Genomic DNA, 12,804 nt, shown 5'->3' with positions numbered 1-12,804 from the left:
GGCGGCGCAGGTCCGCCTCACAGGAGTCCCGCATGAACGTATTCTGGTTTATCCCCACCCACGGCGACAGCCGCTACCTCGGCACCTCCGAGGGCGCGCGTCCGGTCAGCCACGACTACATGAAACAGGTCGCGGTGGCGGCCGACACGCTGGGTTACGACGGCGTGCTGCTGCCCACCGGGCGTTCCTGCGAGGACGCCTGGGTGGCCGCCGCCAGTTTGATCGACGCTACCCGCCGCCTCAAATTCCTGATCGCGGTGCGTCCCGGCCTGACCGCGCCGACGCTGTCGGCGCGCATGGCCGCCACCTTCGACCGCCTGTCCAACGGCCGCCTGCTGATCAACGTCGTCACCGGCGGCGATCCGGTCGAGCAGGAGAGCGATGGCGTGTTCGGCAGCCATGCCGAGCGCTATGAAATCTCCGACGAGTTCCTGAAGATCTGGCGCGATGTGCTGACCAAGACGCATACCGGCGGCGCCACCGATTTCGACGGCAAGCACCTTAAAGTCAAAGGCGCCAAGGCGCTTTATCCGCCGCTGCAAACACCTTATCCGCCACTGTATTTCGGCGGTTCTTCCGATGAGGCGATCGATCTCGCCGCAGAACAGGTCGACGTCTACCTGACCTGGGGCGAGCCGCCGGCGGCGGTGGCCGAGAAGATCGCCAGCGTGCGCGAACGCGCTGCCAGGGCGGGCCGCACATTGCGCTTCGGCATCCGCTTGCATGTGATCGTGCGCGAGACCAACGAAGCCGCATGGCAGGCCGCCGATGAGCTGATCAGCCGGCTCGACGATGAAACGATTGCCAAGGCGCAGGCCAACTTCGCGCGCATGGACTCCGAAGGGCAGCGCCGCATGGCGGCCCTGCACGGCGGCCGCCGCGACAAGCTGGAAGTCAGCCCCAACCTGTGGGCCGGCGTCGGCCTGGTGCGCGGCGGCGCCGGCACCGCACTGGTGGGCGATGGGCCGACCGTGGCGGCGCGCATGAAGGAATATGCCGACCTTGGCATCGATACCTTCATCCTGTCCGGTTACCCGCACCTGGAAGAGTCTTACCGGTTCGCCGAACTGGTGTTCCCGCTGCTGCCGCGCAACCAGCGCGAAGGGCTGCCGGGCTTCAACCTGACCGGCCCCTTCGGCGAGATCGTCGGCAATACCGAAGTGCCCAAGTCCGCGCCGGTGCGCGTGTCGGCGAGCTGAGGCGGTCATGACGAGCGCAACCTCCAATTCCGTGGTCGATGCCGCCGGCGTGCCGGCCGAACGCGCGAGCAAATCAAAGAGCCAGGCCGGCAAAGGCCAGGGCTGGAAAAACGGTAGCTGGATAGGCTGGCTGCTGCCGCTGGCGCTGGTGGCCTGGTGGGAAATCGCGGCCCAGGCCGGCTGGCTGTCCAGCCGCATCTTGCCCGAACCGTGGGCGGTGCTTAAAGCGGTCTGGAACCTGTCGGCGTCCGGCGAACTGTGGCGCCACCTGGCCGTGAGCAGCGGCCGCGCGGCTTCCGGCTTTGCCGTGGGCGCCGGGCTGGGCCTGGTGCTGGGGCTGCTGTCCGGCAGCCTGCGCTCGGCCGAACTGCTGCTCGACACCACCTTGCAGATGGTGCGCAACATTCCGGCGCTGGCGCTGATCCCGCTGGTGATCCTGTGGTTCGGCATCGACGAGACGGCCAAGCTGTTCCTGGTCTCGGTGGGCGTGTTCTTCCCGGTCTACCTCAATACCTTCCACGGCATCCGTTCGGTCGACAAGGGGCTCATCGAGATGGCCAAGAGCTATGGCCTGTCGGGCTGGGCGCTGTACCGCGACGTGATCTTGCCGGGCGCCTTGCCGTCCATCCTGGTCGGGCTGCGTTTCGCGCTGGGGCTGGTGTGGGTGCTGCTGATCGTGGCCGAGACCATTTCCGCCCAGGCCGGCATCGGTTACATGACCATGAACGCCCGCGAATTCCTGCAGACCGACGTGGTGCTGGTGGGCATCCTGCTTTATGCCTTGCTGGGCAAGCTGGCCGACAGCGCGGCGCGTGCGCTGGAACGCTTCTGGCTGCGCTGGCATCCGGGCTATCAATCAACCTAGACCCGGCAGTCGAGCGCTTGCCATTTTCTGAGGATGAGCATGAAAACAATCTTTGGCAGTATCAATATAGTTCTCTCCGGTGGTGAGAGCGCTATGCATGCGCCGCGTCGTCGCGCCTTGCCTGGCACGCCGATCACGGCGCCGGCGAATGCATTCAACTGCCGGATCTAGGTTGAACCAACAGGAGAACCCGATGCATATCCATGCGCAGGAAAATCAAGCAGTCAGCCGCACCGCCGCCGGCAACCGGGGCATCGGCATCCGCCTGCAGGCCTTGTCGAAGTCGTTCGGCGGACGCGAAGTCCTGCACGGCATCGACCTCGCGATCGAGCCGGGCGAGTTCGTCGCCATCGTCGGCCGCAGCGGCTGCGGCAAGAGCACGCTGTTGCGCCTGGTGGCGCAACTGGACGAGGCCAGCCAGGGCGAGGTGATCTACGGGCAAGGCCAAGGCGATCCGGAGATCCGCATCATGTTCCAGGACTCGCGCCTGTTGCCGTGGAAGCGGGTGCTGGCCAACGTGGCCCTGGGCTTGCCCAGGCAGGCCGCGCCGCAAGCCCTGCAGTCGCTGCGTCAGGTCGGTCTGGAGCAGCGCGCCGGCGAATGGCCGGCAGTGCTCTCGGGTGGGCAACGGCAGCGCGTGGCGCTGGCGCGCGCCCTGGTGCACGATCCGCAACTGCTGCTGCTGGATGAGCCATTGGGCGCGCTGGATGCCTTGACCCGCATCGAGATGCAGCAACTGATCGAATCGATCTGGCAGGAGCGCGGTTTCACCGCCTTGCTGGTCACGCACGACGTGCAGGAAGCGATTGCCCTGGCCGACCGCGTGCTGCTGATCGAAGACGGGCATGTCGCGCTGGACCAGCGCATCGAGCTGGCGCGCCCGCGTTCGCGCGGCCAGGCGCAGTTCGCGCTGCTGGAAGAAGCGATTCTGGCGCGTGTGCTGCGCCATCCGGGCAGCGAGCAGCCGGCCGCCGGGCAAGCGTTGGAACTGTTCGCGCCGCGCGGCGTGCAGCAGGTGCAGTGGGCAGTGTAAGCGTTATCTGATCAACCGCATATCAACCGAATTTCAACCATCGCGGCGAGGCAGGTGCCGGCGCCGCATCATCCACCAAGGAGCACAGCATGACCATCCAAGCCATCAACGTACGCAACCAGTTCAAGGGCAAAGTCAAAGCCATCATCGAAGGTTCGGTCGTGTCCGAAGTCGATGTCGAAACCCCGGCCGGCATCGTCACCTCGGTCATCACCACCCGTTCGGTGAAAGACCTGGGCCTGACCATCGGCAGCGAAGTCGTCGCCCTGGTGAAGGCGACCGAAGTCTCGATCGCCAAGCTGTAAGAGGTTCCAAGGTTCAACGGCGGCCGGCAGCCGCCGCATGCCGCTCCTTTAGCGGGAGCGGCGCATCTTTTCATGGAGCAGCCCGGATGACATCTCAGGCACTGGACGCTTATCTGGAGCGCCTCAACAATGCGTCGCATACCGCGTCGAAAGTATGGTTGGACGAGCAGCAGCGCGCGGTCGGACGCTATTTCAACACCTCGCTGACGTCGGCCTTCCAGCCGGTGCGGGCTTTCGGCGACGGCGGCATCATCGCGTACGAGGCTTTCGCGCGCAGTTATTCCGAGTTCGATGACGGGCTGCATCTGTGGAAGCTGCTCGACCATGCCGCCAGCGATGACGAGTCGGTGGAGCTGGACCGGCTGTGCCGCATGCTGCATGCGATCAACTATTACCGCCAGGCCGGCCCGGATGGCGATGCGCCCGAGCTGCACCTGTCGGTGCACGCGCGCCTGCTGGCGGCGGTCAACAACAACCACGGCGTCGCCTACCGGCGCATCCTGTCGGTGCTGGAGCTGCCGCATGAGCGCATCGTGCTGCAACTGCCGGTGGTCACCCCCAACCAGCGCTGGCTGCTCAACTATGTGCTGGACAACTATCGCCGCAACGGTTTTCGTCTCGGGGTCTCGGCCAACAGCCCGCTGGAGGCGCTGGGCCTGCTGGACAAGGTGCGGCCCGACCTGATCAAGGTCGATGCCCGCGAACTGCCCGATCCCGACAGCGTCGGCCTGCTGCTGCTGCGCGCGGCGGAGCAGGGCGTGCGCATCTTCTTCAAGCGCGTTGAAAACCGCGAGGTGTTCGACAAGCTGGAGCAATATGGTAGCGCGCTGGCCCAGCCCATCCATGCACAAGGTTACTTGTGGGATACCCCGGGGGCGCGTTTGCTGGCGCCAGGGGCAGGTGTGCAGGCGGCCTGACCCGGACTATAGTGGACAGCGCTACCTCCATGTCCGCACCCTTGCGCGAGGCTTCCATGAGCACATCGTTTTCCCGTCCCGCCATCGTTCCCGCCCATTTGGCGCGGCTGGCCGATTATCGCGTGCTGGTGGCGCCCGGCCTGCACGGCAGCGGGCCGGAGCATTGGCAATCACGCTGGCAGCGGCTTTATCCGGCCTTCGAACGCGTCGAGCAAGTTCATTGGAGCCAACCCGACCTGCCGCGCTGGTCGCAGCGCCTGGGGGAGGTGCTGGCGCAATCCGAGCGGCCGGCGGTGATCGTGGCGCACAGTTTCGGCTGCCTGGCCACGGTGCATTGCGCCGCCGCGCTGCAGGCTGAAGCCGGTTCCGCCTTTCCTATCGCGGCGGCGCTGCTGGTGGCGCCTGCCGATCCCGGCAAGTTCGAGGTCGGCGACCAGGTCAGCTATCGCCTGAGGTTTCCCGCGCTGGTGGTCGGCAGCGAAAACGATCCGTGGATGAGCGCGTCGCGGGCCCGGCAATGGGCCAAGACCTGGGGCGCGTCTTTCCATCAGGCCGGGGCGTTGGGGCATATCAATGCCGAATCGGGCCTGGATGACTGGCTGGCGGGGCAGGAATTGCTGCTGGGTTTGCTGGGGCAGGCAAGGCCGTCAGGTTGGTGATCTGCGTCGTTATTCCGGCATAAAAATTTCTTTGTGGTAACTACAATTCCCTTGGCGGATTTCCTTGTCTGCCACCTTGTCTTTATGCGGTTTTCATCTAAAGGAATGCGAAAAATTTCGTTCTCTTTATAACTATCGGGTGCGATTATCGGCTCCCTATAGTCGCATTTGTAATAAAAAGAGAACGTCCCCATGACCGCTTCAACTGTATCCATTCCGGCGCCGCAGGCTGTGGGCGGGGCTTTCAGGCCCGCCCGGCCCAAGCGCGTGCTACCGGGCTTTCGCCTGTCGGTGGGTTTCACCATCTTCTATCTGGCGCTGATCGTCCTGATCCCGCTGTCCGCGATTTTCCTCAAGACCTTCACCCTGACTTGGGAAGGCTTCGTGCAAGCGGTGACTTCGCCGCGCGTGATGGCTTCCTATCGCCTGACCTTTGGCGCCTCGCTGCTGGGGGCGTTGATCAACGTGATATTCGGCGGCATCGTGGCCTGGGTGCTGGTGCGTTACCGCTTTCCGGGCAAGCGCATCATCGACGCCCTGGTCGACCTGCCGTTCGCGCTGCCGACCGCCGTGGCCGGCATCGCGCTGACCACGCTGTATGCGCCGAACGGCTGGCTGGGCAGCCTGCTGGCGCCGCTGGGCATCAAGGTGGCGTTCACGCCGCTGGGCGTGCTGGTGGCGCTGACCTTCATCGGCTTGCCGTTCGTGGTGCGTACCGTACAGCCGGTGCTGGAAGAGGCCGAGCGCGAGCTGGAAGAAGCCGCCGCCAGCCTGGGCGCCAACCGCTGGCAGACGTTTACGCGGGTGATCTTCCCGACGGTGCTGCCGGCGCTGTTGACCGGCTTCGCACTGGCCTTCGCGCGCGCCACCGGCGAATACGGTTCGGTGGTCTTCATCGCCGGCAACATGCCGATGGTGTCGGAGATCACGCCGCTGTTCATCGTGACCAAGCTGGAGCAGTACGACTACGCCGGCGCCACGGCCATCGCGATGGTGATGCTGATCGTGTCGTTCCTGCTGCTGCTGACCATCAACCTGTTGCAAGCCTGGACCCGCAAGCGCGGCCAGGCGGAAAGGGCCTGACATGAGCGGAGCTGCAACTTCCATTGCCGCCGGCGCGATCAACCGCGGCGAGCCGCCGCTGACGCCGGGCGCCACGCTGGAACCGTGGTGGGTGCGCGCCCTGCTGATCGGCATCGCGCTGGTGTTCCTGACGCTGTTCCTGTTCGTGCCGCTGGTATCGGTGTTCTACGAGGCGCTGAAAAAGGGCTGGGACGTCTATGTCGCTTCCATCGTCGAACCCGACGCCTGGTCGGCCATCAAGCTCACGCTGCTGACGGCGGCCATCGCCGTGCCCCTGAACCTGGTGTTCGGCGTGGCCGCGGCCTGGTCCATCGCCAAGTTCGAGTTCCGCGGCAAGAACCTGTTGCTGACGCTGATCGACCTGCCGTTCTCGGTCTCGCCGGTGATCTCGGGCCTGATCTATGTGCTGCTGTTCGGCATGCAAGGCTATTTCGGCCCGTGGCTGCGCGAGCATGACATCAAGATCCTGTTTGCCGTGCCCGGCATCGTGCTGGCCACCGTGTTCGTGACTTTCCCGTTCGTGGCGCGCGAGCTGATCCCGCTGATGCAGTCGCAAGGCAACGAGGAAGAAGAGGCGGCGCTGGTGCTGGGCGCTTCCGGCTGGCGCACCTTCTGGCATGTGACCCTGCCCAACATCAAATGGGGTTTGCTGTACGGCGTGATCTTGTGCAATGCGCGCGCCATGGGCGAGTTCGGCGCGGTATCGGTGGTCTCGGGGCATATCCGCGGCGAGACCAACACCATCCCGCTGCAGGTCGAGATCCTTTACAACGAATTCAACATCACCGGCGCCTTCGCGGTGGCTTCGCTGCTGGCCTTCCTGGCCCTGGTGACGCTGGTGATCAAGAGCGTGGTCGAGTGGCGCATCCAGCATCAACTGGCCGCCGGCAACCGCGAATAAGAGGAGCAGGACATGAGCATCGAAGTCAAACAGATCAACAAGCGTTTCGGCAATTTCATCGCGCTGGACAACGTCTCGCTGAATTTCCCCGCGGGCGAGCTGACCGCGCTGCTGGGCCCGTCCGGTTGCGGCAAGACCACGCTGCTGCGCATCATCGCCGGACTGGAATCGCTTGATTCCGGGCAGGTGCTGCTGGATGGCGAAGACGCCTCGGCGCGCCATGTGCGCGAGCGCCAGGTCGGGTTCGTGTTCCAGCACTATGCGCTGTTCAAGCACATGACGGTGTTCGAGAACATCGCCTTCGGCCTGCGCGTGAAGCCGCGCAGCCAGCGGCCTTCGGAAGCGGCCATCCGCGAGAAGGTCAAGAGCCTGCTGGAGCTGGTGCAGCTGGACTGGCTGGCCGACCGTTATCCGCCGCAACTCTCCGGCGGCCAGCGCCAGCGCATCGCCCTGGCGCGCGCGCTGGCGGTGGAGCCGCGCGTGCTGCTGCTGGACGAACCCTTCGGCGCGCTCGATGCCAAGGTGCGCAAGGAGCTGCGCCGCTGGCTGCGGCGCCTGCATGACGAACTGCATGTCACCAGCATCTTCGTCACGCACGACCAGGAAGAGGCGCTGGAAGTGGCCGACCAGGTGGTGCTGATGAACAAGGGGCGGGTCGAGCAGATCGGCGCGCCGGCCGAGGTGTACAACCAGCCGGCCTCGCCCTTCGTCTATGGTTTCCTGGGCAACGTCAACCTGTTCCACGGCCGCCTGCATGAAGGCGTGCTCGACACCGGCGCGGCGCGTTTCGACGCGCCCGGCCATGGCGATGCGCGCGATGTGGCCGGCGTCGGCTTCGTGCGTCCGCACGACATCGAGGTGGAGCGTTATTCGCCCGGCGCCGAAGGCATCGTGGTGCAACTGCGCCGTTCGCACGCCATCGGCCCGCTGGCCCAATTGGAACTGGAGCGCGACGATAACGCGCAACTGATCGAGGCGGTGATTTCCAACGAACGTTTTTCCCAGTTGAACTTGAAGAGCGGCGAGACCCTGGTGGTCAAGCCGCGCCGCTTGCGGGTGTTTGCCGACCAGGACGGAGGGCAGGCGCAATGAATTTCCAGCAACTGCGATCCATCCGCGAAGCCGCGCGCTGCGGCTTCAACCTGACCGAAGTGGCCAACGTGCTGTTCACCTCGCAGCCTGGCGTGTCGCGCCAGATCCGCGAGCTGGAAGAGGAGCTGGGGGTCGAGATCTTCGAGCGCAATGGCAAGCGCCTGACCGGTTTGACCGAGCCCGGCAAGGGCATCCTGGGCATCGTCGAGCGCCTGCTGCTGGAAGCCGAGAACCTGCGCCGCGCCAGCAAGGAATACTCCGGCGAGCAAAGCGGCACGCTGTCGATCGCCACCACCCACACCCAGGCGCGCTACGTGCTGCCGCGCGTGGTGCAGGCCTTCCGCACGGCCTTCCCGCAGGTGCGCATCGCGCTCCAGCAAAGCGCGCCCGAGCACATCGCCGAGTGGGTGATTTCGGGCAAGGCCGACATCGGCATCGCCACCGAAGGCCTGTCGCAGTTCAAGGAGCTGGTGTCTTTCCCCTGTTATACCTGGAGCCACGTGATCGTGGTTCCGCAGGGGCATCCGCTGTTGGGATTGGAGCGGGTCGCGCTGGAAGACTTGTCGACCTGGCCGCTGATCACCTATGACGTCGGCTTCACCGGCCGCGGCCATATCGACGAGGCGTTCCGCCAGGCCGGCATCGAGCCCGATATCGTGCTGACGGCGATGGACTCCGACGTGATCCAGCATTACGTGGCGCTCGGATTGGGTGTGGGCATCGTGGCGTCGATGGCGGTGGACCAGGCGAAGCACCAGGATCTGCTGCCGATCGGCGCCTCCCACCTGTTCAAGCCGAATATCGCGCGGCTGGCGGTGCGCCGCGGCGCCTACCTGCGCGGTTATGCCTTCGACTTCATCCAGGAGTTCGCTCCGGAACTCAAGCGGGCTGATATCGTCAGCGCGCTCAACGAAGCCAGCGCATAGTGTAATGAGCCGCTGACAAAATGCCGCTGAAAAAACACCGCTGGCAAGGCGCGCCGACGCAGACAGTACGAAGGTACGGCAAGGAGGCGCGACGCGGCCAGCGGCGTTTTTTCAGCGGCTCTGAATAGATTTGCGATAGACGATGAAGCCGGAATCCACCGCCACCGTATCGTACAGGCGGCGTGCCGCGGCGTTGGTGTGGTGGGTGTGCCAGTAGACGCGCTCCGCGCCGGCTGCGGCGGCGCGCCGGTAGAGCGCTTCAATCAGCGCCCGGCCCACGCCCTTGCCGCGTGCGGCTTCAACCGAGAACAGGTCTTGCAGGTAGCAGGTAGGGCCGATCAGGATGGTGTTGCGGTGGTAAAGGTAGTGGGCAATGCCCAGCAGGCGGCCTTGGCTTTCGGCCACCAGCGCATGCACCGGCTCAGCCTCGTCGTGGATGCGGGCCCAGGTGGTATTGGTGATTTCCAGCGGCAGGGCGGTCGGGCCGGCGCGTCCGTAGAAGGCGTTGTAGTCGTCCCAGAGTATTTTCCATTGCGCAAAGTCTTCGCGCTGCGCTTGCCTGATCAAGATGCCTGCGGCCTCGGCTTGTTCCATGCCTTCTCCTGTCCCGTGGAAGGCACAGTATATAGACACGCGCGCAGGACGTGAAAAAGCCCGGAGGCAATCGCCTTCGGGCTTTTTTGCATCCGGCGGATGCCGGAAGGACTGCGCTGCCGCTTAAGCCTTGTTGACCTGGGAGGTCGTGGTGCTGCTGGAAACGGTATTGGTCGGCTGGGCCACGGGCTGGCTGGCCACCATCAGGTCGGCGAACGATACGCCTGACTTTTTCGCCGGCTGGGGCTGGGCCGCGTGAGCGGTTGCGTTATGGCTGGAAGAGACGGAATTGATCGGCATGGTGTTCATCCTCAGGAAAGCGTGTGCCACCGGGTCGTAAGAACCTGTTCATGATTTCATCGGGGCCGTCCAAATGGCCTTTCAGGCGGTCTGCGGCGTTGCAAAGCCTCGCCGGGCCGCCGGCCCGTCTGCGTTTTGCGCCTTGCATCCCATCCTGAAATTCCATTTGGCCGACTCCCGCCGAGATCATGCACAGGTTCCAAGGCCCAGACTCGAATGTTGCCGGGAAAGTATAGGCGGGCCGGAGGCGGGAGTGATGCGCCTGTCGCGATTTTTAACCCAAAATTACAGGTCTTTACGTCAACAGGCCTTGGCGCGCCACGCTCATTTGCGCATGCGCGCTGCACAGTTGTCGCGCAGTGCGGTGTCTTCCGGCGCATCGTCATCGGCATCGCCGCTGTGGGCCGGGGCGCCTTGGCGTACGCAACCGCGGTAGCGCGCCACGTAGCGTTCGAACTCGGCACGCGCCTGGGCGCGCGGCATGGAGGCCAGCTTGCGGATGAATTCGCGGCCGCCGATCTCGAAGTGCTGGTAGTCGATCGGCTCTTTCCAGTTGCCGCCCCAGACCAGGAAGCCGTGGTCGTAGAACACGCCGACCAGTTCCTCGGCCTGGCCGGGGCGCGGCGGCGTGCGCTGCAGGTAGTCCGCGCCGGCTTGCGGCGGCAGCACTTGTTGCTGCGGGCTGCCGGCTTTGCTCACATAAGGGTTTTGCAGGGGATTGATGTCGATCGCGGCGCCATAGGCGTGCTTGGACCAGGCGCCGCCGCCGGTCATGGGGCGGCCGTTGAAGGCGGAAGTATTGTTGGCCGCCATCGATTTTTCATCGTCGCCGTCGAAATTTTCCAGCGGCATGGCGCTGGCCAGCGGCGTTGAACGCAGCAGCAGTTCGCCGAACAGCGATTCGACCTGCGGGGCGACGGCGTCGAGCACTACTACCGAGCCGCTGCGCGTGGCGCCGTCGAAATCGGTGTAGTCGAAGCTGACCGTCGACAGGCGCGAGCAGGGCACGGGATTGGCCGGCGTGATCACCTGACGCGCTTTCATCGCGGCGCATTGCGCCGCGGAAACCGGGACGATATCGGCGTGCGCGGCCGGCGCGAAGGCGAGGCAGGCCAGCATGGCGGGGGCGGCGGCCCACGCGCCGGCACGATTGAAACGGGAGGCGATGATTGGGATCATAAGTCGCGATGATACGGGGTTTTTACGCCGATTTGAGCCGTCATGACGGTAAATTCCCGCCTTGGATGGCTGACATGAATATGCGTCGTTCTCTGACAGGCGGGTATGGCTGAAACGGGAATAATTAAACCGCATCCCACGCTGATTGATGACATGCGTTCCAAGATCAGGTTCCAACATCAGAAGGAGTCGAATGTCGGCAAACCGATGAACTTCGGCAAATCCATCATTAACAACCTTTGGAGGCAAAATATGCTGATTCGCCACACACTCTTGGCTGCTGCCGTATTCACCACCGTTCTGGCCGGTTGCAACAAGCGCGACGAAGCGCCGGCCGCGCCGCCGGCGGCAAGTTCACCGGCCGAGCCGTCCATGCCACCGGCTAGTCCGGCCACTCCGGCTGCGCCATCTGCCGCGCCGCCGGCCGATGCGCCGCCTGCGGCTCCACCGGCTTCCGGCGATAACAGCGCCGGCGGCGAGAAGAAGTAGGCCGCACCGCGCACCGGATAAGCGCCATCACAAAACGCGGCGGTCAACGCTGCATCGCAAGTCCCCTGCAGTGGGAACAGCACTGCATACGCCGCGACGGCATGCCGTCGCGGCGTTTTACATTGGTCAAGAGAAACCGCGGCGCCGGGCCGCTGGGGCGCTCGGCAAACGTCGAAAATATCGCCGAACTTTTTTTTCAGGCCTTGACTCCTAGAGGTGGTTGAACTGTTCCTTCAACCTCCCTCTTGCGAGGGAACTTGCCCGCGGTCATTTGCTGCGGGCTTTTTTTTAGCGAAGCGTGCTTGCGCGCAGGCCGGTCAGGCGCGGCCTGCGCTTCATTTGGAGGGCGGCTTTTTCATGATCGCGATCATCGCGCCGAAAGCCGGCCCCATGTTCGCTTCCAGCGTGGGATACATGCGCGAGATGCTGCCGTCGAGGTACAGCGCATCGCTGCACTTGAGCTCGTCGCGCAGGAACACTGCGAAATCGTAGAAGCTGATCGGATTGCGTGCGATGGCCAGCGTCACCATTCCCTGCGCGTCCAGGCACACGGCATTGCGCACGACTGCGTTGGGCGAGTTGGGATCGAAGCGCGGGTTGATCTGGCCGGCCACGATCATCAGCGGCCCGGATTGCGTGGCGTAGCGGCTCAGCGCGCTCCAGCGTTCGGCCTCGGCTGAGAACGCCGAGGTTTCCACGATGTATGCCTTGTCTTCGCCCAGGATGAATACGCCATTGGGCTGCATGTAAAAGTTGCCGTAGGCATTCTGGCGCGTGTTGAGCTTGCGCAGCACGTTGCCGTTCTCGATGTACAGGCCCAGCGGCTGCAGCTGCTTGTCGTAGATGCCGGCGTTGGTGGCGCACAGCATTTCCTGGTTCTGCGCGCGCAGCAGGGTATCGAGCCGCACGAAGGTGCCCAGCGGCGTGCCGGCCTCGTCCTTCCAGTAGGTGCGGATGATGTCGGTGCGCGGGTCGGCGCGGCAGGCACTGATGAAGGTTTGCCGGTATTGGTACTGTTTCAGGTCGGCGGCCTGCGCCGGCGCCGGGCCGGCGAAGGCCAGGAGCGTGGCGGCCAGCAACGGGACGGCCAACCGCGGGGCGCAAGGCTGGCCCGGGCGCGGACAGGGACGGCGCAAGGTAAAGGGGAAAAAGGGAAAGCGCATCTGGTTGTGCAGGTCTGGCGGTTTTGTCCCGTCTTGAACATTCGCGGAAAGGGGCGGGGGCTTATTGTAAATGCCTCTAGAGAGAGCCGGCCATAGGAA

General features: G+C 64.6%; 15 protein-coding genes. 11 read left to right on the top strand and 4 right to left on the bottom strand.

Annotated elements, in window-relative coordinates; genetic code table 11:
- Positions 1-32: 32 nt before the first annotated feature.
- From ssuD to AC07N6_RS19365, 10 genes are all read left to right on the top strand, one after another.
- Complete coding sequence (gene ssuD / locus AC07N6_RS19410; protein WP_494783136.1) at positions 33-1,199, top strand: FMNH2-dependent alkanesulfonate monooxygenase; 1,167 nt, start codon at positions 33-35, stop codon at positions 1,197-1,199.
- Positions 1,200-1,206: 7 nt separating this feature from the next.
- The gene (gene ssuC / locus AC07N6_RS19405) at positions 1,207-2,064 is read left to right on the top strand and encodes an aliphatic sulfonate ABC transporter permease SsuC (RefSeq protein WP_494783135.1); all 858 of its coding nucleotides are present in this window, start codon (positions 1,207-1,209) and stop codon (positions 2,062-2,064) included.
- A gap of 193 nt (positions 2,065-2,257) precedes the next feature.
- On the top strand, positions 2,258-3,097 hold the full coding sequence (locus AC07N6_RS19400) for an ATP-binding cassette domain-containing protein (RefSeq protein ID WP_494783134.1): 840 nt from the start codon (positions 2,258-2,260) through the stop codon (positions 3,095-3,097).
- Between the two features lie 89 nt (positions 3,098-3,186).
- Positions 3,187-3,402 carry a TOBE domain-containing protein gene (locus AC07N6_RS19395; protein ID WP_006464491.1) on the top strand — a complete coding sequence of 72 codons (216 nt, stop codon included), beginning with the start codon at positions 3,187-3,189 and terminating at the stop codon, positions 3,400-3,402.
- 86 nt (positions 3,403-3,488) lie between these two features.
- The gene (locus tag AC07N6_RS19390) at positions 3,489-4,319 is read left to right on the top strand and encodes an EAL domain-containing protein (protein WP_494783133.1); all 831 of its coding nucleotides are present in this window, start codon (positions 3,489-3,491) and stop codon (positions 4,317-4,319) included.
- 56 nt (positions 4,320-4,375) lie between these two features.
- A complete protein-coding gene (locus AC07N6_RS19385; protein WP_494783132.1) occupies positions 4,376-4,978 on the top strand; it encodes an RBBP9/YdeN family alpha/beta hydrolase in 603 nt (200 codons plus the stop codon).
- A 192-nt stretch (positions 4,979-5,170) separates the two neighbouring features.
- Positions 5,171-6,061, top strand: a complete 891-nt coding sequence (gene cysT / locus AC07N6_RS19380) for a sulfate ABC transporter permease subunit CysT (protein WP_494783131.1) — start codon at positions 5,171-5,173, stop codon at positions 6,059-6,061.
- Position 6,062: 1 nt separating this feature from the next.
- A complete protein-coding gene (gene cysW / locus AC07N6_RS19375) occupies positions 6,063-6,962 on the top strand; it encodes a sulfate ABC transporter permease subunit CysW (protein WP_494783130.1) in 900 nt (299 codons plus the stop codon).
- Positions 6,963-6,974: 12 nt separating this feature from the next.
- Complete coding sequence (locus tag AC07N6_RS19370; RefSeq protein ID WP_494783129.1) at positions 6,975-8,054, top strand: sulfate/molybdate ABC transporter ATP-binding protein; 1,080 nt, start codon at positions 6,975-6,977, stop codon at positions 8,052-8,054.
- Positions 8,051-8,980 carry a CysB family HTH-type transcriptional regulator gene (locus tag AC07N6_RS19365; RefSeq protein ID WP_494783128.1) on the top strand — a complete coding sequence of 310 codons (930 nt, stop codon included), beginning with the start codon at positions 8,051-8,053 and terminating at the stop codon, positions 8,978-8,980. Before AC07N6_RS19370 ends, AC07N6_RS19365 begins: the two co-directional genes overlap by 4 nt.
- 111 nt (positions 8,981-9,091) lie before the next feature.
- Here AC07N6_RS19365 and AC07N6_RS19360 read toward each other — a convergent pair whose 3' ends face one another.
- The 3 genes from AC07N6_RS19360 to AC07N6_RS19350 all read right to left on the bottom strand — a co-directional run bounded on the left by AC07N6_RS19360 (position 9,092) and on the right by AC07N6_RS19350 (position 11,053).
- Entirely contained in the window at positions 9,092-9,574 is a 483-nt protein-coding gene (locus AC07N6_RS19360; RefSeq protein WP_494783127.1) for a GNAT family N-acetyltransferase, read from the bottom strand.
- Between the two features lie 123 nt (positions 9,575-9,697).
- Positions 9,698-9,874 (bottom strand): hypothetical protein, encoded by a 177-nt coding sequence (locus AC07N6_RS19355; protein WP_494783126.1) that lies wholly within the window; start codon positions 9,872-9,874, stop codon positions 9,698-9,700.
- Positions 9,875-10,198: 324 nt separating this feature from the next.
- Positions 10,199-11,053 (bottom strand): M15 family metallopeptidase, encoded by an 855-nt coding sequence (locus tag AC07N6_RS19350; protein ID WP_494783125.1) that lies wholly within the window; start codon positions 11,051-11,053, stop codon positions 10,199-10,201.
- Positions 11,054-11,158: 105 nt separating this feature from the next.
- Between AC07N6_RS19350 and AC07N6_RS19345 the strand changes: the two genes are divergently transcribed.
- Positions 11,159-11,542, top strand: a complete 384-nt coding sequence (locus tag AC07N6_RS19345) for a hypothetical protein (RefSeq protein ID WP_494783124.1) — start codon at positions 11,159-11,161, stop codon at positions 11,540-11,542.
- 335 nt (positions 11,543-11,877) lie between these two features.
- Here the strand turns inward: AC07N6_RS19345 and AC07N6_RS19340 are convergent, their stop codons facing one another.
- Complete coding sequence (locus AC07N6_RS19340) at positions 11,878-12,633, bottom strand: phosphodiester glycosidase family protein (protein ID WP_494783123.1); 756 nt, start codon at positions 12,631-12,633, stop codon at positions 11,878-11,880.
- Positions 12,634-12,804 lie beyond the last annotated feature (171 nt).

This window comes from Herbaspirillum sp. GW821-FHT09A12, assembly GCF_059418325.1.
The sequence above is the reverse complement of the archived record's forward strand: the minus strand, read 5'-3'. Positions and strand labels throughout refer to the sequence as shown.

What these genes read in the sequence shown, in the direction of transcription:
- AC07N6_RS19390 (WP_494783133.1), top strand. Translation starts at nt 3,489, where the DNA reads ATGACATCTCAGGCACTGGACGCTTATCTGGAGCGCCTCAACAATGCG.
- AC07N6_RS19345 (WP_494783124.1), top strand. Translation starts at nt 11,159, where the DNA reads ATGGCTGAAACGGGAATAATTAAACCGCATCCCACGCTGATTGATGAC.
- AC07N6_RS19400 (WP_494783134.1), top strand. Translation starts at nt 2,258, where the DNA reads ATGCATATCCATGCGCAGGAAAATCAAGCAGTCAGCCGCACCGCCGCC.
- AC07N6_RS19370 (WP_494783129.1), top strand. Translation starts at nt 6,975, where the DNA reads ATGAGCATCGAAGTCAAACAGATCAACAAGCGTTTCGGCAATTTCATC.
- AC07N6_RS19365 (WP_494783128.1), top strand. Translation starts at nt 8,051, where the DNA reads ATGAATTTCCAGCAACTGCGATCCATCCGCGAAGCCGCGCGCTGCGGC.
- cysW (WP_494783130.1), top strand. Translation starts at nt 6,063, where the DNA reads ATGAGCGGAGCTGCAACTTCCATTGCCGCCGGCGCGATCAACCGCGGC.
- AC07N6_RS19360 (WP_494783127.1), bottom strand. Translation starts at nt 9,574, where the DNA reads ATGGAACAAGCCGAGGCCGCAGGCATCTTGATCAGGCAAGCGCAGCGC.
- cysT (WP_494783131.1), top strand. Translation starts at nt 5,171, where the DNA reads ATGACCGCTTCAACTGTATCCATTCCGGCGCCGCAGGCTGTGGGCGGG.
- AC07N6_RS19350 (WP_494783125.1), bottom strand. Translation starts at nt 11,053, where the DNA reads ATGATCCCAATCATCGCCTCCCGTTTCAATCGTGCCGGCGCGTGGGCC.
- ssuD (WP_494783136.1), top strand. Translation starts at nt 33, where the DNA reads ATGAACGTATTCTGGTTTATCCCCACCCACGGCGACAGCCGCTACCTC.
- AC07N6_RS19395 (WP_006464491.1), top strand. Translation starts at nt 3,187, where the DNA reads ATGACCATCCAAGCCATCAACGTACGCAACCAGTTCAAGGGCAAAGTC.
- AC07N6_RS19355 (WP_494783126.1), bottom strand. Translation starts at nt 9,874, where the DNA reads ATGCCGATCAATTCCGTCTCTTCCAGCCATAACGCAACCGCTCACGCG.
- ssuC (WP_494783135.1), top strand. Translation starts at nt 1,207, where the DNA reads ATGACGAGCGCAACCTCCAATTCCGTGGTCGATGCCGCCGGCGTGCCG.
- AC07N6_RS19385 (WP_494783132.1), top strand. Translation starts at nt 4,376, where the DNA reads ATGAGCACATCGTTTTCCCGTCCCGCCATCGTTCCCGCCCATTTGGCG.